At 71.1% G+C, this 19,030-nt stretch carries 14 protein-coding genes and 1 pseudogene; 4 read left to right on the forward strand and 11 right to left on the reverse strand.

The genetic code is table 11. The features are described 5' to 3' along the window. The 5 genes from ACFV6X_RS15320 to hemL form a co-directional block, all read right to left on the reverse strand. On the reverse strand, positions 1-771 hold the full coding sequence (locus ACFV6X_RS15320) for a cytochrome c biogenesis protein CcdA (RefSeq protein WP_365446642.1): 771 nt from the start codon (positions 769-771) through the stop codon (positions 1-3). Position 772: 1 nt separating this feature from the next. Continuing rightward, on the reverse strand, positions 773-1,378 hold the full coding sequence (locus ACFV6X_RS15325; RefSeq protein ID WP_385382958.1) for a TlpA family protein disulfide reductase: 606 nt from the start codon (positions 1,376-1,378) through the stop codon (positions 773-775). A gap of 66 nt (positions 1,379-1,444) precedes the next feature. Then, complete coding sequence (locus tag ACFV6X_RS15330) at positions 1,445-2,731, reverse strand: hypothetical protein (RefSeq protein ID WP_385382961.1); 1,287 nt, start codon at positions 2,729-2,731, stop codon at positions 1,445-1,447. Between the two features lie 117 nt (positions 2,732-2,848). Next, positions 2,849-3,529 (reverse strand): histidine phosphatase family protein, encoded by a 681-nt coding sequence (locus ACFV6X_RS15335; protein ID WP_385382964.1) that lies wholly within the window; start codon positions 3,527-3,529, stop codon positions 2,849-2,851. Next, the gene (gene hemL / locus ACFV6X_RS15340) at positions 3,526-4,842 is read right to left on the reverse strand and encodes a glutamate-1-semialdehyde 2,1-aminomutase (RefSeq protein ID WP_385382966.1); all 1,317 of its coding nucleotides are present in this window, start codon (positions 4,840-4,842) and stop codon (positions 3,526-3,528) included. Before hemL ends, ACFV6X_RS15335 begins: the two co-directional genes overlap by 4 nt. 281 nt (positions 4,843-5,123) lie before the next feature. Between hemL and ACFV6X_RS15345 the strand changes: the two genes are divergently transcribed. After that, a complete protein-coding gene (locus ACFV6X_RS15345) occupies positions 5,124-5,729 on the forward strand; it encodes a hypothetical protein (RefSeq protein WP_385382969.1) in 606 nt (201 codons plus the stop codon). Positions 5,730-6,145: 416 nt separating this feature from the next. Here the strand turns inward: ACFV6X_RS15345 and ACFV6X_RS15350 are convergent, their stop codons facing one another. Both ACFV6X_RS15350 and ACFV6X_RS15355 read right to left on the reverse strand, forming a co-directional pair. Continuing rightward, the gene (locus ACFV6X_RS15350) at positions 6,146-8,698 is read right to left on the reverse strand and encodes a tachylectin-related carbohydrate-binding protein (protein WP_385382972.1); all 2,553 of its coding nucleotides are present in this window, start codon (positions 8,696-8,698) and stop codon (positions 6,146-6,148) included. A 78-nt stretch (positions 8,699-8,776) separates the two neighbouring features. Continuing rightward, on the reverse strand, positions 8,777-9,271 hold the full coding sequence (locus ACFV6X_RS15355) for a hypothetical protein (protein WP_385382975.1): 495 nt from the start codon (positions 9,269-9,271) through the stop codon (positions 8,777-8,779). 356 nt (positions 9,272-9,627) lie between these two features. Here ACFV6X_RS15355 and ACFV6X_RS15360 point away from each other — a divergent pair, with 356 nt between their 5' ends. Both ACFV6X_RS15360 and ACFV6X_RS15365 read left to right on the forward strand, forming a co-directional pair. After that, the gene (locus tag ACFV6X_RS15360; protein WP_385382977.1) at positions 9,628-13,551 is read left to right on the forward strand and encodes a polymorphic toxin-type HINT domain-containing protein; all 3,924 of its coding nucleotides are present in this window, start codon (positions 9,628-9,630) and stop codon (positions 13,549-13,551) included. Beyond that, positions 13,548-14,027 (forward strand): hypothetical protein, encoded by a 480-nt coding sequence (locus ACFV6X_RS15365; RefSeq protein ID WP_385382980.1) that lies wholly within the window; start codon positions 13,548-13,550, stop codon positions 14,025-14,027. Before ACFV6X_RS15360 ends, ACFV6X_RS15365 begins: the two co-directional genes overlap by 4 nt. A gap of 146 nt (positions 14,028-14,173) precedes the next feature. Here the strand turns inward: ACFV6X_RS15365 and ACFV6X_RS15370 are convergent, their stop codons facing one another. From ACFV6X_RS15370 to ACFV6X_RS15385, 4 genes are all read right to left on the reverse strand, one after another. Then, complete coding sequence (locus ACFV6X_RS15370; RefSeq protein ID WP_385382982.1) at positions 14,174-15,532, reverse strand: ATP-binding protein; 1,359 nt, start codon at positions 15,530-15,532, stop codon at positions 14,174-14,176. Between the two features lie 156 nt (positions 15,533-15,688). Beyond that, a complete protein-coding gene (locus tag ACFV6X_RS15375; RefSeq protein ID WP_385382985.1) occupies positions 15,689-16,396 on the reverse strand; it encodes a response regulator transcription factor in 708 nt (235 codons plus the stop codon). A 167-nt stretch (positions 16,397-16,563) separates the two neighbouring features. Then, the gene (locus ACFV6X_RS15380) at positions 16,564-17,214 is read right to left on the reverse strand and encodes an FMN reductase (RefSeq protein WP_385382987.1); all 651 of its coding nucleotides are present in this window, start codon (positions 17,212-17,214) and stop codon (positions 16,564-16,566) included. Then, the gene (locus tag ACFV6X_RS15385) at positions 17,211-18,323 is read right to left on the reverse strand and encodes an LLM class flavin-dependent oxidoreductase (protein WP_385382990.1); all 1,113 of its coding nucleotides are present in this window, start codon (positions 18,321-18,323) and stop codon (positions 17,211-17,213) included. The genes ACFV6X_RS15380 and ACFV6X_RS15385 overlap by 4 nt, the downstream gene beginning before the upstream one ends. 301 nt (positions 18,324-18,624) lie before the next feature. Here ACFV6X_RS15385 and ACFV6X_RS15390 point away from each other — a divergent pair. Then, positions 18,625-18,987, forward strand: a pseudogene (locus ACFV6X_RS15390) (helix-turn-helix domain-containing protein); the annotation flags it as partial. Between the last annotated feature and the right edge of the window lie 43 nt (positions 18,988-19,030).

The raw sequence follows: 19,030 nt of genomic DNA on the forward strand, positions 1-19,030 counted from the left end.
TCAGATCCCCACAGTGAAGCCGTTGGACCAGGTCTGCATCTCCTGCACCAGGCGGTCCCACGCGCCGGTCAGCAGCAGCACACCGGTCGCGATCATCATGATCCCGCCGATGCGCATCACCCACACATAGTGGCGCTTGACCCAGCCGAAGGCCCCGAGGGCCTTGCGGAAGGCGATCGCGGCGAGCACGAAGGGGACGCCGAGGCCGAGGCAGTAGGCGATGGTCAGTATGGCCCCGCGGCCCGCGCTGGCCTGGTTGGAGGAGAGCGCGAGCACGGAGGCGAGGGTCGGGCCGATGCAGGGCGTCCAGCCGATGCCGAACAGCGCGCCCAGCAGCGGCGCGCCGACGAGCCCGGTCGACGGCCGGGTGTGGAAGCGGAACTCCCGCTGCGTCAGCCAGGGCATCAGCCCCATGAAGAAGACGCCCATCAGGACCATGAGCACTCCGAGCACCTTGGTCAGCGTGCTCTGGTACTCCATCAGGGTCGAGCCGAAGTAGCCGAACAGCGCGCCACCGGAGACGAATACGGCGGTGAAGCCGACCACGAAGAGCGAGGCGCCGATGACCATCCGCCCGCGCCGGGCCTCGGCGAGGTCGGTGCCGGTGACCCCGGTCACGTACGAGAGATAGCCGGGGACCAGCGGCAGGACACACGGGGAGAAGAAGGAGACGAGGCCGCCGAGGAGCGCGACGGGCAGGGCGAGCAGCAGCGCGCCGTCGCGCACGGTGTCGTTGAGCCCGGTCGCGGCGAGCTCGGTCACTGCGGTCACGTCACTTCTCCGCGAGGACCGGGTCGAGCATCTCGCGCACCTTCTCCTCGCTCAGCGGCTGGAGCGCGCGCGCGGCGACCTTGCCGTCCCGGTCGATGACGAGCGTGGACGGGATGGCCTGCGGGTTGAGCGTGCCCTTCTCGAACCGGAGCATCAGCCTGCCCGTCGGGTCGTAAAGGCTCGGATAGGTGACGCCGAACTCCTTCTCGAAGGCGAGCGCCGGACCGGTGCTGGTGTCGCGGGTGTTGATGCCGACGAACTGGACGCCCTGGTCCTTGGTGTCCCGGTAGACCGTTTCGAGGTTCTTGGCCTCGGCCCGGCACGGGGCGCACCACGAGCCCCACACGTTGAGGACGACGACCTTGCCCTTGTAGTCGGCGAGGTCGAGCTGCCCGCCGTCGATGGTCTTGCCCGACAGGTCGGGCGCGGCGGCCCGGTCGCCCTTGCCGGCGGTGTCGATGCCGTCGGCGCCCGCGACGAAGTTCGTTTCGCCGCCGCCCCCGGACGTACCGCCGGATCCGCACGCGGACAGCAGCAGCGCGGCGACGGCGGCGCCGGAGGTGGCGAGCAGGACGGTACGGCTACGGGCGCGACGGGCGGCACTCATGTGAAAAGTTTCGCATGCCCGTTCTGGGGATCTTGCGCACCCCCCTTGGGGGCGGACACCCGCATTTCAGGCAGCGTCCTGGGACCCCGCGGTGCCGGTCGCGGGCGCCGTGACGAAGCCCTTCCAGCCACCGGCCGGCGCCTGCCCCACGTCCAGCGTGCGCAGCTGGTCGAGCACCTCCGGCCGCTGCACGTCCAGCCAGTCCACGAACTGCCGGAAGGAGACCAGCCGTACGTCCTCGCCCTTCTCCTTCTCCCGCGCGATGCGCTTGAGGGTCTCCTCGACGGCGTCCATGTATATGCCGCCGTTCCACTGCTCGAAGTGGTTGCCGACGAAGAAGGGTGCGCGATTTGTCTCGTATGCCCGCATGAAGCCCTGGATGTAGGCCTGTGCCGACTGCTCACGCCAGCCCGGATAGTTGTGCGCGGGGGCGTTGGTGGAGTTCACCGACTGGTTGGCGAGCATGTTGTAGTCCATCGAGAGGACCTCGAAGGAGCGCCCGGGGAAAGGTATCTGCTGGAGCGGAAGGTCCCATATGCCCTGTTTCTTCTGCGGCCAGACCTGCCGGCCGCCCGGCGACGAGGCGTCGTAGCGCCAGCCCAGCTCACGCGCGGTGGGCAGCAGGTTGTCCTGGCCGAGCAGACAGGGCGTCCGGCCGCCGACGAGCTCCTTGTCGTAGTCGAAGGGCAGCGACGGCAGATCGGTCCAGCCGGAGTTGGTCCGCCACTCCTTCACGAACGACTTGGCCTGGTCGATCTCGCTGCGCCACTGCTGCGGCGTCCAGTTGCCGACCGAGCCGGACCCGGCGCAGAAGTGGCCGTTGAAGTGGGTGCCAATCTCGTGGCCCTCCAGCCAGGCACGGCGGACGCCCGCCAGCGTCTCCTTGATGTGCGCGTCCGTGAGGTAGCCGATGTCGGAGGCGCCCCGCAGGTTGTTCGGCGGGTCGTAGAGCCGCTTCTTCGACTCGGGCAGCAGATACAGCCCCGAGAGGAAGAAGGTCATGTGCGCCTCGTGCTCCTTGGCGAGGTCGAGGAAGCGCGGGAAGAGCCCGTTGCCCACCTCGCCGGCGCCGTCCCAGGAGAAGACCACGAACTGCGGCGGGGTCTGACCGGGCTCCAGCGGCACGGGCCGGTCCGGCTGCATCGGCTGCTTGCCGGTGAAGGAGGTCGAACCGTCGCCGATCGGACGGACGGTGGGGGGCTTGGGCTTCGGGCTGCTTTCCGGTGTCCGCCCGGAACCGCCGGCGTGGCTGGGGCCGTCCGAGGAGGTGAGGGTTCCGCATCCCGCGAGCCCGAGGGCGGCCGCGGCCCCGGCGCCGAGTCCCATCGCTCCCCGTCGACTGATGTGAGGCATGCCATCCCCGTCCGTTGCGCTCTGATGTCACCAAGTCAGACAGCGCGACGTACGGGGAGGTTCCCCCTATCGGTTAACGATTCGGAACAACAGCAACGAATTCGTCACACAGGACGTCTATGCCCCGAAGGCCTTGTCCTGGCCCTTCACCGGTTTGGCACCGGCGAGCAGATGCGGCGGGACGAGGTCACGCGCGGGCTCGCTGTAGCCGACGGAGACGATCCGGTCCCCCTCGTACGTGAAGGACGTCAGCGAGGCGAGCGTGCACTGCCTGCGGCGCGGGTCGTGCCACAGCCGGCGCTTCTCGACGTACGAGCGCACGATCCAGATCGGCAGCTGATGGCTCACCAGCACCGCCTCGTGCCCCCGCGCCGCGTCCTTCGCCGCGTCCAGCGCGCCCATCATCCGGATGACCTGCTCGACGTACGGCTCGCCCCACGACGGGCGGAAGGGGTTGACCAGGTGCTTCCAGTTCCCGGGGCTGCGCAGCGCGCCGTCGCCCACGCCGAAGGTCTTGCCCTGGAAGACGTTCTCGGCCTCGATCAACCGGGGGTCGGTCGCCAGGTCCAGCCCTTGCGCCTTGGCGATCGGCGTCGCCGTCTCCTGCGCCCGCTCCAGCGGGGAGGCGACGACGTACGTGACGTCACGGGGGGCGAGGTGCTCGGCGACCCGGTCGGCCATCTGCCGGCCCAGCTCCGACAGGTGGTACCCGGGCAGCCGTCCGTACAGGACCCCGTCCGGGTTGGCGACCTCGCCGTGCCGCATCAGATGGACGACCGTGATGTCCCGCGCGCTCATGCCGTGGCCTCCGCCGTCGCGCGGGCCGCCGCCGGAAGGGCGTCGGCGATCCGCTGCACCGCGCGCTCGTCGTGCGCGGTGGACACGAACCAGGACTCGAAGGCGGAGGGCGGCAGATAGACGCCGTTCGCCAGCATGGCGTGGAAGAAGGCGGTGAAGCGGTACGACGCCTGCGCCTTGGCGGCCTCGTAGTCGCGCACGGCGCGGTCGGTGAAGAACACCGAGAACATGTTGGAGGCGCTCTGCACGGTGTGCGCGACGCCCTCCTTGGTGAGCGCCTCGCCGACCAGCGCCTGGATCTGCCGCGACACCTCGTCGATCTCGGTGTAAGCGGCGTCGTCCAGGAGCCGCAGCTGCGCGAGGCCGGCGGCGGTCGCGACCGGGTTCCCGGAGAGGGTGCCGGCCTGGTAGACGGGGCCGGCCGGGGCGAGGTGCGCCATGACGTCCGCGCGCCCACCGAAGGCGGCGGCGGGGAAGCCACCGCCCATCACCTTGCCGAAGGTCATCAGGTCGGGCACGACACCGTCGACGCCGAACCACCCGGAGCGGCTGGTACGGAAGCCGGTCATCACCTCGTCGGAGATGAAGAGGGCCCCGTTCTGCGCACACGCGTCCTTGAGGCCCTGGTTGAAGCCCGGCGCCGGCGGCACGACGCCCATGTTGCCGGGGGACGCCTCGGTGATCACGCACGCGATCTCGCCGGGGTGAGCGTGGAAGGCGGCGTGCACGGCTTCGAGGTCGTTGTACGGCAGGACGATGGTGTCGCCGGCCTGGGCGCCGGTGACGCCCGGCGTGTCCGGCAGCGCGAAGGTCGCCAGACCGCTGCCCGCGGCGGCGAGGAGGGCGTCGACGTGGCCGTGGTAGCACCCGGCGAACTTGATCACCTTGGACCGCCCGGTGAACCCACGGGCGAGGCGGATCGCGGACATGGTCGCCTCGGTGCCGCTGGACACCAGCCGCACCTGCTCGACCGGCCCGACCCGCCCGACGATCTCCTCGGCGAGCGCGACCTCACCCTCGCCGGGCGTACCGAAGGACGTACCGCGCGCGACCGCGTCCTGGACGGCGGCGATCACCTCGGGGTGGGAGTGCCCGAGGATCATGGGCCCCCAGGAGCACACGAGGTCGACGTACTCGCGCCCGTCGGCGTCCGTCAAATACGGCCCGCTGCCGGACACCATGAAGCGGGGCGTACCGCCCACGGCGCGGAAGGCACGCACCGGAGAGTTGACGCCGCCGGGCGTGACGGCGGCCGCACGGTCGAATAGAGCCTGCGAGACAGGCGCTTCGTATGAATAGGGCAGTTCGCTCATGACGTGCGACTTCTCCGACTTCTCGGACTTCGGGTTGCCACTGACCTACTCAGGGTAGGCCGCGGCACCTCGTGATCGATCCTCCTCCACCCCGTCCGTCTGCGAAACTGAGACCTGATACACACAGCTCCTGCGGGGCATGGTGATCAGGGGCTGCGAAGATCCTGCGGACAGGTGTTTCACCGCACGTTTCGGCGCGCGGCCGTGGGGGAGGTCACTGACACGATGATCGGGTTGCGCGGCGGGGTCCCCGCGTCCTAGAAAAGCAGTCGGGTGGAGATATGCATCGCGGTGGTGGACTGGGCGAGGGGACCGATGACCTGGGTCCTCGGCGCGCCCGGCGGGGAAAGCACCGGCGCGACGCGGAGGAATCGACCGAAGCACGTCAGACACAGGGTGTGCCGAGTGAGTCCGAGCGACTTCGGGCCGGGAGCAGGAATGGTGGTCGGGTGGGGGTGACGTACAAGTACTTCGGCGCGCCGGACGGTGCCACGGCGGCCCGCGTCCCGATCTCGATGCGCCCCGAGGAACTCGGCGGCGACGAGCTCGGCATGAACGGCATGTTCACCAAGATCAAGCCGGAGACGATGGCCGCGATGGTGCTGACCGGCATCGAAGGCGTCCCCCTCAACAAGGTCCCCCCGCTCGAACTGGTCGTCCTGCACCCCGACTACGCCGTGGTCAAACTCCCCATGACCGTCGTCGACCCCCTGCGCGGCATCGGCGAGGAGGCGGTGGGCGCGGCGGCCTTCATCTGGTCGACGGTCCCGGACCGGGGTGGCCCACGGGACGCCTTCAACGTGTACCAACTGCTGCACGAGTGGCAGGACTTCTCGAAGCGGTTGCACGAGGCGGGGCATCAGCCGTACTGCCTGGTGTGGCCCTGAGCCGCGGGTTCAGGGCGCCGTGACGGGCAGCGCGTCCGTGTAGCCGTTCGCGCCTTCGGGATCCGCTCGACCGTGTGGGCGTCCAGGGCGGCCGGGGCAGGCTTCGTGCCCAGCGTGTCCGGACGGGTGCCAGGTTCCGGTCGGCGTCACCCACTGGTCGGCCGGCGGTGCCTGCACGCCTTGGACGCGGACCCGCACCGACTGGGCGTCCGCCGCGCAGCAGCTCGGCATCAGCCGGGTCAGGTTGCAGCCGTCCCCTGCCGGGGTGACGAAACCCGTCAGCCGGACCGTAAGGCCCTTGACCGAGCGACGACAACGGGCGCAGGGCGTCACCGGCCGCCCGGTGTCGCCCTGCGCGGGCCGCACGACCGGTACCGCTGCACCCCGGTCATGCGGCCGTCGCCGTACCAGCCGTACTAGGTGCCGGACGGCCCCTGCTGAATCCGGGCCACATCGGCATCGGTCCGGAACACGTACGCCCAGCCCGACCCCGTACCGGTGGTGTAGGCGAACGCCGCGGGATCGGTGGCCGACCGCTCGGTGCCGATCTGCTCCCACGGACGCCACGTACCGAAGGAGGCCTGGACGGTCTCCCGAGTGCTGTGAATCGTCCCGTCCGCGGCCCGTGCGACGACCTCGGTGTAGCCGGAGACCGGGTCGACGACGGCGGACGGGGCGCCCGCCGAGGTCAGGTCGCCGACCTGGGTCCAGCCGGCCGGGAACGCTGCACCCCCGCTCGTCTGCACCATGCTGACGATCTTGCCGCCGGTGCTGCGGGCGTAGACGCCGAGTCGGTAACCGGGGTAGACCACCACGGAGGGCGCGTGGCTGATCTTCTGGTCGCCGAGATCGGTCCAGCCGCCGACCACCCCGTCCCGGAAGGTCGCGGTGCGCAGCTGCCCTGTGCTGTCGGCGCCGAAGAGCTGGATGCCGTCGCGGACGGTCACGGCCGTCAGCGGACCGGCGAGACCCTCGCCGTCGAGCCTGATCCAGCCCATGAAGTCCACGTTGGGCCGCTGCTGGGCGCGGTACCAGGGCTTGCCCTCGGCGTCGACGGCGAACTGCACCAGCACGCCGTCGGGCCGCTTGGCGGTGACCGGGTGCCCCTTCATCGCGCCGGCGAGGTCGACCCAGTTCCCCCAGGACGAGCTGTCCGCGCCGTGGCGGCGCCACCACGTCTGGCTGTTGACGTTCTGGACGGTCAGTGCCACCGCCCCGTCGGGCTGCTCGGCGAGCTGCGGCGTGCCGGAGAACGACTCGGTGCCCGGGCCCGTCGTCCACTGGACGGAGGCGAAGTCGGCCGGGTCGGCCTGCCGGCCGTGGACGAGGCGGCCCTGGTTGTCGGTGTAGGCGTACTCGATCGCACCGGTGGACGTCTGCAGGACACTGGCGGGACCGGTGCGGTCGGCGTCGGTCGCCGGGAACTCGGGCGTGTGGTCGGCCCGCAGACCGCAGGCGTCCGGGGCACCGCTCACGCTGCTGTAGCCGGCCCAGTGGGTGCCGGAACCGATGAGGAGGTTGTAGACGCCGTCGAAGTCCCCGGACGGCTCGTGATAGCGGTAGTGACGGACCTCGCCGTTGGCCTTGACCCGCACGATCACGTCCCCGCCGAAGGACGTGATGTTCTTCGAGTCCCGCCAGTCGGCCCAGCTGACCGTGACGTGGCGCTGGAGCCAGCGCTCGCTCTCGAAGTCGTAGCGCGAGCGCAGCAGATGACCGGTGGCCGCGTCGATGCCGTACAGCACGCCGTCGTCCGTGGCGACGATGTGGCTGTAGCGGCCCCAGCCGGAGTCGATCTTCTTGTTGCCTGCCGGGTTCCAGGTGTTCGTGGAGCTGGTGTACTGGACCCACCGCAGGTCGCCACCGCCGTCGACGTGCCAGATGTGGCCGCCGCGGTCGATACTGATCTCGTTGCGGTTCTCGGGCAGTCGGTACGTCGTGAACCCGGTGCTGATCTTTCGGTGGTGGATGTCCCACACGCCGGTGGAGCCCACGCGGTGGCTGAAGTAGAGGCCGTCGTCCTTGATGCCGTAGAAACTGGCGCTGGGTCCTGCCAGGAGGCGGGGGTACTGGTCCCAGCCGGAGTCGATGGTGGAGGCCTCGGGGACGGTGGCCGTGCCGTTGGCGGGGTCGCCCACGTTCCGGCGCAGGAGGCTGCCGGCCGTGGTGACGGAGTAGAGGGCGCCGGTGGAGGTGCAGGCCGGGCCGACGTTGGCGTTGATCCAGTTGCGCACCTTGTCGATGCGGATGCCGATCGCGCCGGTACGGGTCTCGGTCTCGTCGGTTCCGAAGCAACCACCCTGCCAGGAACGGCTGTTGACGCCGACCAGCTGCACTGTCCCGCCGGACTCACGGAAGGCGGGGCCGCCGGTGTCGCCCTTGCAGACGGCGGCGCCGTCCTTGCCGGTGATGCCGACCTCGGTGGCGCTCAGGGAATCCACCGTGAAGGTGCCGGTGTGCAGGCGCAGCGGGGCCCACTCGGTCTTGGTGCGGCCGTATCCGGCGACCCGCAGCTCCTCCCCGGCTTCGGGCGCGGTGGCGCCGAGGGTGACGGGGGTGATGCCGGTGACCGGGGTGGCGAGCTTCGCCAGTACGAGGTCCTGGTCCGGGTGGGGGACAAGCTGGACGACGCCGCGCACCTGCCCGGTCGTGGTGGTCAGGTCGGTGCGGCCGATGGTGGCGGTGGTCGGCAGCGCGGGCGCCCCTGCGGGCACGTTCAGGCCGGCGGCGGGGTCGTCGACGAAGCAGCTGGCGGCGGTGAGCAGCCACTGCGCGTACACCAGCGTGCCGGAGCAGGCGCGTTGGCCGTCGCCGATGTCCAGGCGGGCGGTGAAGGCGTGGGCGTTGTCGGCGGCGGCCGCGCCGGTCACGGCCTGGGCCGGGGCGGCGGACGCCAGCATCGGGGCGGCCGTCAGAGCCGCGCTGAACGCGGCCAGCGTGGAGAGGCGAGTGCTACGAGGTCTGGGCATGTCCGTTTCCTTGAGGCGGGTTCGCGGGACCGGGCGGCTCGGGAGCGCCCGCTTCGTGAAGGGGTCGGGTCGAGGGGCTTACTTGGAGGTGACGATCTCCACGAGCATGTGCCGGCGCCCGTCCGGGTCGACGCCCTCCCCGACCGGCGTCCAGGTGTCCTCGTCGATCTGGTACGTCTTTTCCTCGCTGTCGACGGTCATGCTGACCTCGGTCTGGTAGCTGTTGCCCTTGATGGCGTAGACCGCGGGCACCTCCAGACTCAGATAGCCCTCGTTCCCGGTGACCCGGAAGCAGATCTTTTCCTGGTTGCGCGCCGACACCTCCAGCAGTCCGGCCGGACCGCAGTCGGCGAGGACGATGTGCCCGTCACCGCGCTTGAGGACGAATCCCCGCTCCTGCTGGATTTTGTCGGCTTGCGGATACGCGAAATCCTCCACCGCGTATCCCGGGGCTTCATCGGCCACCGTGTGCACCGGGACGGTCTCCGTTTCGCCGGGGGCACCGACCGTGAGAGCCGGCACCGCGAGACCGACCGCGGCACCGGCGGCCACCATCCGGGAAAGCAATCGCATAAATGTCCCTGCCTTGAGTTCATGACGCAGCCGGACCAGCAACCCACCTTCGCGACATGGCAAGTTGACGGCCAGTGAGCCGGACCGGCCCGCAATCCTGACACCCGCGCACGCCGCAAACAACAGTGATCCGGGCCACAATCTTTTGCCCCGGAAAGCTATTAGACGCCCAGGATGAACATCCGATGAAAACGGAATTCCCCATTCAGACATTCGAAAGGAAACTGAAGTTGGCCAAGTGTCGATGGTGAAAGTCGTGACGCGCCGGTGAGGATCAATTCGACCGCGCGGACCTGGCCACCACTGAGGGTCAGTCAAGTTTGGGAGAAAACGCGTTGAATGCCAGATTGCGAACCGTGCCGTCGTGGCGCGGCGTCGTGGCGACGCTGATAGCCCTGGCGATGGTGCTGGGCATCGATCTGCGTCCCGCCACGGCGGCCGACAGCCCCCCGGAGTACTCAAGAGCCGACGTTCTCCTGCAATGGGAGTACGGCGGCCCGGGCGTACGGCGGGCGGCCGAGGCCGTCCTGCTGGGTTCGGAAGCCGACATCGAGACCTTCATGGACGTGGATCTGCCGGCCCTCCAGGTGGAGGACATGCGGGTCGAGGTGGCGCAGGTCATGGCCCTGGGCGGTCCCGGTGTGCGCGAGGCGGCCGACGTCGCCCTGAGCGGCGGGGCCACGGAGCTGCAGGCCTTCCTGGACGGCGGTTTCACCAGGCCGTACGAGGACGATCTGCGGGTATCGGTGGCGCAGGTCATGGCGGTCGGCGGTCCCGGCGTCAAGGAGGCGGGCAGTGCGGCGCTGAACGGCACGCCCGACGACTGGGACGCGTTCCTCAAGGAGGGTCAGTATCAGGCCCGCGATGACGACAACCGGGTGCAGGTCGCCCGCCTGATGGCCACGGGCGGCCCGAATGTGAAGCTGCTCGCAGGCCAGGCCCTGGACGGCACGGCCGAGGACGTCCAGCACTTCCTGGACCACGGGTGGGAGGTCGCCGCCGCACGCGACCAGGAGTCGCTCACCGTCACCCAGCTGGCCCAACTCGCCGACAAGGCGCAGAAGCAGGCGAAGGAGCTGACCGAGACCGCCAAGGAGGAGGCGGCCAAGGCGGAGGCGGCCACCAAGGCGGCCAAGGCGGCGGCGCAGGTCGCGGCCCAGGAGGCGCTGGCGGCCAAGGACTCGGCGGGCAAGGCGGCGGCTGCCGCGTCCCGGGCGGCGGCGGCCGCGAACCGGGCGGCCCAGTCGGCCCGTACGGCGGTGTCCGCTGCCGCGGCCGCGAACGCGGTGGCACGGGTGGCCGCCAGCGCCGCGGCCCAGGCGGCCTACGCCGCGAGCCAGGCCGGAAACGCGGCGTCCACGGCCAGGTCCGCCGCTGCCTCGGCAGCGGGCGACGCCACCCGGGCCCAGCAGGCACGGGAGGCCGCGCAGAAGGCGAACGCCGCCGCGTCGGGCGCCCGGAAGGCAGCCGACGCCGCCGACCAGGCCGGCATCGCCGCCGAGAACGCCGCGAAGGCCGCCGGAGCCGCGGCCAGCGCGGGCGCCAACGCGGCCGCGGCGGCAGCTGCGGCGGCCGACGCCGGCCGCTGGGCCCATGAGGCGGGCGCCAAGAGCGACGAGGCACAGACGGCGGCGGCCCAGGCCAAGCGTCTCGCCGACCAGGCCACGCGGGCGGCCAACGCCGCGCAGACCAACGCGAACCAGGCCGCCACCGCCGCACGTCAGTCACGGGACGCGGCCAACGACGCCGCCGCGCACGCGGAGGCAGCGGCGATCGCGGCGAACAAGGCCGCCGACGAGGCGGGCAAGGCGGTGGACGCCGCCAAGGAGTCCACCGCCGCGGCGAACGCGGCCACCCAGGCCGCCAACAACGCGCTGACCGCGGCCACGCAGGCTTCGAACGTGGCGGAGCTGGCCCGCAAGGCCGACGCCGAGCGGCTGGCCCAGCAGCAGGACGAGGCGGTTTTCGCGGCCGAGGAGGCCAACCGGGCGCACGAGGCCCGTGGGGCCGCCGCCCAGTGGGAGGTCGGCCGTCTCCAAGAGCTCAACTCGCAGACACGGACACTGCTGGCGGAGGCCGCGGCGGCGTCCGACCCCGCCGTCACCGCCGCCAAGGGCCGGCAGGCCGCCGTCAACATGCTCGACAGCGGCGGGACCTGGGTGAAGGACGCCGCTGAGGCAGCGCTGTCCGGCACCGACGCGGACGTGGCCGAGTTCGTGCGCACCAGGCTGGCGGTGGCCCTCGCACAGGACGACCGGGCCAGCGTGGCGCACATCGCCGCGACCAGCCAGATCCCCGCGCAGCGGCAGGCCGCGCTTGACGTGCTGGACAAGCCGATCGAACAGGTGCGGGAGTTCCTGCGCACCCGCGCCTACCCGGGCAAGGAGGACGACGACCGGGTCGCCGTCGCCAGGATCGCGGCGGAGGGCGGTCCGGGTGTGAAGACCGCGGCCGGCGAGGCGCTGGACGGTACCGCGGCCGACGTGGCGGAGTTCCTGGAGGTCGGGCAGTACAGGGCCCGCGAGGACGACGACCGCGTGGCGGTCACCCAGGCCCTCGCCACCGGTGGTCCGGAGGTCCGGGCCGCGGCGCAGGCCGTGTTGTCCGGTCCACCCTCCGGGCTACGCCCCTTCTTGGAGATCGGGCTCCACAAGGCGCGGCAGCGGGACGCCAACGCAGCCGCCCACATCGCCGGGATCAACACCCTGCTGCAGGCCGCCTACAAGTCGGCGTCGCTCGCCCACAAGAACGCCGCCGAAGCCCAGAAGGTGGCCGCGGAAGCCCGCAAGGACGCCGCGAAGGCCGTCGAGTGGGCGAACAAGGCCAAGGCGTCCTCCGACCAGGCGAACGAGTACGCCCGGCAGGCCGACGCGTCCGCGGACGAGGCGGCCGAGTCCGCCGAACGCGCCGCGGAGTCCGCGAAGACGGCCAGGGAAGCGGCCGCGGCGGCGCGGCAGGACGCCCAGTCGGCGGCCCGCTCCGCGGAACGCGCCCAGCACTCCGCGAGCGTCGCCTACGGCTATTCCCTCGAAGCCAATACCTCCGCCTACAGCGCCGGTGTCTCCGCCGAGGCCGCGGGCAAGGACGCCGACGCCGCGGCGAGGGCCGCGACCGAGGCCATGAAGACCGCGGCCGACAAGCTGGTGGCGGAACTGAAGGCGCAGATTCAGCAGGAGGCGCAGGAACCCAGCAAGCCGCTTTCCGACGAGGAGCTGCGCAAGGCTCTCGAGAAGCGCTTGGTCCAGTACCGCGGCGATCTCCTGGAGGACGGTGACCTCAAGCCGGGCGAGGTGCTCCTGGTCTGCGGCGGTGACGGCGCCGGTGGCATGGGATGCGTCAGCAGCACGTATCTCGACCGTCTGATCGCCTGGTACGTGGGTGCCGAGGAGATCGAGAAGTGCCTCACGGACAAGAAGCCCTCGTGTCTGAAGGGCCTCGCCCTGAGCGCGCTGAAGCTGAAGATCCTGAAGAAGACGACCTGCGGCAAGAGCAGCTTCACGCCGGGCACCCGAGTCCTGGTGGCCGGCAACCGGACCAAGGCGATCGAGGACGTCCGGGTCGGCGACCGGGTCATGGCCACGGACCCCGGGACCGGCCGCACCGAGGCGAAGGCCGTCCGGGCCACCATCACCAGCACGGGCCGGAAGGACCTCATGGACGTCACCGTCGCCGGTCCCGGCGCACGGACCAGCGGCACGGTCGTCACCACCGACAACCACCCCTTCCGGGTGACCGGCGAGAAGAACGTCTGGCTCGACGCCGCGCACCTCACACCCGGGGACCGGCTGCGGACCGCCGTCGGTACCCAGGCACGGGTCAGCGGGGCCAGAGCGTGGACCGCGCCGGAGCAGCGCGTCCACAACCTGAGTGTCGCCGACTTCCACACGTACTACGTGCTGGCCGGCGCCACGCCCGTCCTGGTGCACAATTCGAGTTGCCCGATCGGCTTCACGGAAGACACGGTCGGGGACGCCTTCACGGGTATGAACAAGGGAGGCGGCCATGCCATCCGGTACCTGATCAAGGACGGTCTGATCCCCAACAAGGGAAGCGTGGCCTCCCAGGTCAAGTACCTTCAGGACAACTTCTCGCAGATTCTGACGTCGCCGGATAAGACGTTCGACTGGAAGGTCGGTGGCACGCAGGCCAAGGGATTCGCCAAGAGGGTGAACGGCAAGGTGGTGGTGATGTTCGTGGCGAAGGAAGGGCCGTACCAGGGCAAGCTCCTCACCGCGATGGTGCCCGGTGCCAAGAACATGACGAAGTGGGGTCTGTGGTGACTTCCCTCAAGGACGCCCTCTCCTGGAGCGGCCCCGCGGTCGTCGTCCTCTTCACGCTGGGGCGCTCCGAAGCCCGCCTGGAACGGCACGAGTTCGAGGTGGCGGGTCCGCGCCCGGACGAGGTCGAGTTCTTTCCGATCTCCCCCGAGCCAGGGGGGAGACGGGCGGTCATCCGGGAGTACGACCTCACCTTCCAGGACGCCGACCAGGACTTCGCCCCCTACCTGCGGCAGTGCCTGCGGAAGGCTGCCGCGCACGCCGAGGGCATCGCATGGGTGGCGTTCGAGGGCGCTTTCCACTTCGATCACCTCTTCACCGACGACATCGCGGACCAGATCTACGGCTACTGCGTGGCCGGAGGCGACCCGGTTGTCGCGTGGGATCCCGCGACCTTGAAAAGCGACGGCTGGAAGCGGGAGATCAGGGAAGTGCGAACTGTCCTGGACCAGGATTTCCCGAGGGACGAGACCGAATGACCGGCAGCCCTGAGATCCCTGTCCCGCACGCCTGACGACAACGCGTCCGGACGCCGGTGCCTCCCCATGAGCTCTCTCAAGGGGAGGCACCGGCATTCCGGGACGACATGACGGGACAGCGACCATTCGATCGCGTTCGTCGAGAGCTACCCGCCCCCCACCGTGAACCCGATCACCGCCCCGCCCCCCTCCCGCCGCCAGGCGAACGGCGCGCCCCCGTGGGCCAGCGCCACCTCCCGCACGATCGACAGTCCCAGTCCCGAACCCGGCAGTGACCGGGCGTCCGCGGCCCGGTAGAAGCGGTCGAAGACGCGGTCCCGGTCGCAATCGGCGACGCCGGGCCCCCGGTCGTGCACCTCCACCCGGACCGTCCCCGGCCGCGCCGGGCCGGAGACCACGATCTCGATCGGGGCGGTGCCGTCGGCGTCGAACTTCGCCGCGTTCTCGACCAGGTTCGACAGCGCCCGTGTCAGCATCCCGGGCCGCCCCTCCGTCGTCGTGTCGCCGCTCGCGCGCACCTCGACACGTCGCCCCGTACGCCGCCGTGCCAGGCCCGCGACGTCCTCCGCGAGGTCGGCGACATCGACCCGCTGCGGCGGCTCGGCGTCCGACTGCCCGGCCGCCAGGTCCACCAACTCGTTGACCAGGTCGGTCAGTTCGCGTGCCTCCTGCCCCAGGTCGGCGACCAGCTCCTCGCGCGTCCCGGGCGGCAGCTCGTCGATCCGGCGCAGCAGGGAGATGTTGGTACGCAGGGAGGTCAGCGGCGTACGCAGCTCGTGCCCCGCGTCCTGCACCAGCCGCCGCTGGTCCTCCTCCGACTGGGCCAGCCGGCCCAGCATGCGGTCGAAGGCCCGGCCGAGCCGCCCCACCTCGTCGCTGCCGGTCACGGGCACGTCGATACCGAGCCGCCGGGTTCGTGCCACCGCCTCCGCCGCCGACGTGAGTATCACCAGCCGCCGGGTGATCCGGCGCGCCAGCCACCAGCCGAAGAGGCCCGCGCCGACCACCACCGCCACCATCAGCAGCAACGTCCGCTGCTGGAGCGCCCGCAGGAGATCCTCGGTGTCGCTGAACTCCTGCGCCACCTGCACCGCGCCCCGGCCGCCGCCCAGGGAGACGGTCACGACCCGGTAGACGTCGTCCCCGACGTCGACGTCCTTGTGCTGGGCCAGCCGTCCGGCGCGCGCCGCGCCCGCGACGTGCCGGTCGGCCGCGGTGACCGGCAGCCCGGGACTGCCCGGGTCGACGACACGACCGTCCGGGCCTAGGACCTGCACGTCTGTACGGGCGGGCCGGACGAAGTCGTGACCCGGCGAGGAGGAGAAGTCCTCCGGGGCCATCCGGCGCTCGCTCACCTCGACCCGCAGATCCTGGACGACCTCGTCGAACACCGACTGCTGGTCGACGCGGACCAGCCGCGCGGCGGCACCGTAGGACAGGATCCCGACGAGCACGGTGACGACGGCGGTCACGATCGCGAAGGACACGGCGAAGGTCGTCCGCAACGACCCGAGCCGCGGCCGCCACCACTCGACGCCCCCGGGCCCTCTCCGGCGTCGCCCCCGCCCGTCGGCCGCGGACCCGGCGGCCTCGGCCCCGGCCCTTCCGCTGAGCCGAACCGAAGCTTTGGCCCTGGAACCGACCCCCCGCAGCCGCGCCACTCAGTCCTCCCGCAGCACGTAACCCACCCCGCGCACGGTGTGGATCAGCTGCGGTGCCCCCGGCTCGTCCAGTTTCCGGCGCAGATAGCCGACGTACACGGCGAGGTTCTTCGACCCCGGCCCGAAGTCGTAGCCCCAGATCCGGTCGTAGATCGTGGAGTGGTCGAGCACGATGCCCTCGTTGCGCACCAGCAGCTCCAGCAGCTCGAACTCGGTGCGCGTCAGCTCCAGCTCGCGCTGACCGCGCCAGGCCCGCCGCGCCTGCGGATCCATCCGCAGCCCTGCCGCCTCCAGATGCCGCGCGGGCGGCGGCACCCGCTCCGGTGCGTCGACGGCCCCGTTCGCCGTACGCCGCAGCAGGGCCCGCAACCGCGCGAAGACCTCCTCGACGTCGAACGGCTTCACGACATAGTCGTCGGCGCCCGCGTCCAGCCCCGCGATCCGGTCGGCCGTCTCCACGAGCGCCGTCAGCATCAGGATCGGCGTGCGGTCCCCCTCGGCCCGCAGCACCCGGCAGACCTGGAGACCGTCGATCCCCGGCATCATCACGTCCAGCACCAGCGCGTCCGGCGGCGTGCGATGGGCCTGCGCCAGCGCCTCCACGCCGTCGGCGACCGCGGTGACCCGGTAGCCCTCCAGGGTCAGGGCCCGTTCCAGGGCGTTGCGGATGGCGCGGTCGTCCTCGGCGAGCAGAACTGTCTGGGGCACCCGTCCAGTGTGGCAAAGCGGGGCGGTCGTACGACCGGGCGGGCGAGCGGCACCTGATCCTCTTACTGGCCTCTCACCCGCCCGAAACGCCCTCTACGGGCACGCCCTCGGCCGAAGCGGCCCTGGCGGGCACGCCCCCCCGGGGGCACCCCCTCGGCGCGCACGCGCTACCCGGCCGGCCGCAGCGCGGCGAGCTGCTGCTCGAACGGAACCACCTCGAACCCCTCGAAGCCGCCACCGGCCGCACCGGCCGAAGCGCCCACGGAGGCGCCCGCCGGTACCGGCCTGCCCAGCGACAGCCCCGTCACCAGGCGGACCAGCTCCCCCGCCGCCCGCTCGATACGCCCGTCCAGCCCCTCGGCACCCCAGTCCTCCGAGGCGGCGTACACACCGGTCGGAACGACGACGGCCTTGAGATAGGCGAAGAGCGGGCGCAGCGCGTGCTCCAGCACCAGCGAGTGGCGGGCCGTGCCACCGGTCGCCGCGACCAGCACCGGCTTGCCCGCCAGCGCCTCGGGGTCGATCACGTCGAAGAACGACTTGAAGAGCCCGCTGTACGACGCCGCGAACACCGGCGTGACCACGATCAGCCCGTCCGCCCCGGTCACCGCGTCGATCGCGGCGGACAGGGCCCGGCCGGCGAACCCGTTGGTGAAGTTGTGCGCGATCTCGACGGCGAGCTCGCGCAACTCCACGACCTGTACCTCGACGGGCGCGTCGGCCGGCGCCTGCCGCTCCGCGGCCACGGCCAGCCGGTCGCCCAGCAGCCGTGTGGACGACGGCACACTCAGCCCCGCCGAGACGACGACGAGCTTCATGCCGCGCTCACCCCTTCCTCGGAACCTTCCCCGGCGCCTTCCTGCGCCTTGAGCAGCGACGCGTGGACGGGAGCATCCGGCACGTTCGCCGGGCGCCCCTTGGCGAACTCCTCGCGCAGCACCGGCACGACCTCCTCGCCCAGCAGGTCGAGCTGCTCCAGCACGGTCTTGAGCGGCAGGCCGGCGTGGTCCATCAGGAACAGCTGGCGCTGGTAGTCACCGGCGTACTCGCGGAAGCTCAGCGTCCTCTCGATCACCTGCTGCGGCGAGCCCACGGTGAGCGGGGTCTGCTCGGTGAAGTCCTCCAGCGACGGCCCGTGCCCGTAGACCGGCGCGTTGTCGAAGTACGGCCGGAACTCGCGCACCGCGTCCTGCGAGTTCTTCCGCATGAACACCTGACCGCCGAGCCCGACGATCGCCTGCTCGGGCGTGCCGTGCCCGTAGTGGGCGTACCGGGTCCGGTACAGCTCGACCATCCGCTTGGTGTGCTCGGCCGGCCAGAAGATGTTGTTGTGGAAGAAGCCGTCGCCGTAGTAGGCGGCCTGTTCCGCGATCTCCGGCGAGCGGATGGAGCCGTGCCAGACGAAGGGCGGTACGCCGTCCAGCGGGCGCGGCGTCGAGGTGAACCCCTGGAGCGGCGTGCGGAACTTGCCCTCCCAGTTCACGACGTCCTCGCGCCACAGCCGGTGCAGCAGGGCGTAGTTCTCGATGGCGAGGTTGATGCCCTGCCGGATGTCCTGTCCGAACCAGGGGTAGACCGGGCCGGTGTTGCCGCGCCCCATCATCAGGTCCACCCGGCCGTCGGCCAGGTGCTGGAGCATCGCGAAGTCCTCGGCGATCTTCACCGGGTCGTTGGTGGTGATCAGCGTGGTCGAGGTGGACAGGACCAGCCGCTCCGTGCGCGCCGCGATGTAGCCGAGCATGGTCGTCGGCGACGAGGGCACGAACGGCGGGTTGTGGTGCTCGCCGGTCGCGAAGACGTCCAGGCCGACCTCCTCGGCCTTCAGAGCGATGGCGACCATGGCCTTGATCCGCTCGCGCTCGGTCGGCGTACGGCCCGTGGTCGGATCGGGTGTGACGTCCCCGACGCTGAAGATCCCGAACTGCATGGTCGCTCATCCTCCAAGTTGTTGATGCTTCAACTATACCTGGAGAACTCCGACCCCCGGCTCCCTATTCCCCCTGTGCCCGCGCACCCGTACTCAGCCCACCAGGAGACGCCCACCGCGGATCCCGCCCGGTCTGCGCGAGCAGCCGCTCGAACGGCGGGGCGTCCGGTGCCGGTGGCGTCGGCGCCGGCTCGGCGACGGTACGGATGAGCTCCTCCACGACCACCGCCGCCGCCTCGTCGTCGTTGTCGTCGTCGTTGTCGTCGTTGTCGTTCTCGTTGTGACGCCCACGGAGGACGAGACCCGGCGGGCCGCGCTCGACGCCTTCCTGCGCGCCCTCGCCCCCGCGCCGGACTCCCAGGCCGACCTCGCCATGGACCTCGTCCAGCGCATCCGCGCCGACCGCACCGTGCGCCGGGTGCGGGACTTCGCCCGCGCGCAGGGCCTGTCGGTACGGGCGCTGCAACGGCTCTTCTCGGAGTACGCCGGGGTCGGCCCGAAGTGGGTGATCCTCCGCCACCGCATCCACGAGGCACTGGAACTCGCCGGCACCCGGCACGACGTCGACTGGGCGGCCCTCGCCGCCGACCTCGGCTACGCGGACCAGGCCCACCTGGTACGGGACTTCACCAGCACCGTGGGCACGACACCCACGGCGTACGCGGCGAGCGCAGGGGGGAGACGGCACCGGCCGCGCCGCCGTGAGC

The organism is Streptomyces sp. NPDC059861 (assembly GCF_042731435.1).
Taxonomy (GTDB): domain Bacteria; phylum Actinomycetota; class Actinomycetes; order Streptomycetales; family Streptomycetaceae; genus Streptomyces.

Coding starts and splice junctions, on each gene's coding strand:
- ACFV6X_RS15325 (WP_385382958.1), bottom strand. CDS start 1,378: ATGAGTGCCGCCCGTCGCGCCCGTAGCCGTACCGTCCTGCTCGCCACC.
- ACFV6X_RS15330 (WP_385382961.1), bottom strand. CDS start 2,731: ATGCCTCACATCAGTCGACGGGGAGCGATGGGACTCGGCGCCGGGGCC.
- ACFV6X_RS15335 (WP_385382964.1), bottom strand. CDS start 3,529: ATGAGCGCGCGGGACATCACGGTCGTCCATCTGATGCGGCACGGCGAG.
- hemL (WP_385382966.1), bottom strand. CDS start 4,842: ATGAGCGAACTGCCCTATTCATACGAAGCGCCTGTCTCGCAGGCTCTA.
- ACFV6X_RS15345 (WP_385382969.1), top strand. CDS start 5,124: ATGCATCGCGGTGGTGGACTGGGCGAGGGGACCGATGACCTGGGTCCT.
- ACFV6X_RS15350 (WP_385382972.1), bottom strand. CDS start 8,698: ATGCCCAGACCTCGTAGCACTCGCCTCTCCACGCTGGCCGCGTTCAGC.
- ACFV6X_RS15355 (WP_385382975.1), bottom strand. CDS start 9,271: ATGCGATTGCTTTCCCGGATGGTGGCCGCCGGTGCCGCGGTCGGTCTC.
- ACFV6X_RS15380 (WP_385382987.1), bottom strand. CDS start 17,214: ATGAAGCTCGTCGTCGTCTCGGCGGGGCTGAGTGTGCCGTCGTCCACA.
- ACFV6X_RS15385 (WP_385382990.1), bottom strand. CDS start 18,323: ATGCAGTTCGGGATCTTCAGCGTCGGGGACGTCACACCCGATCCGACC.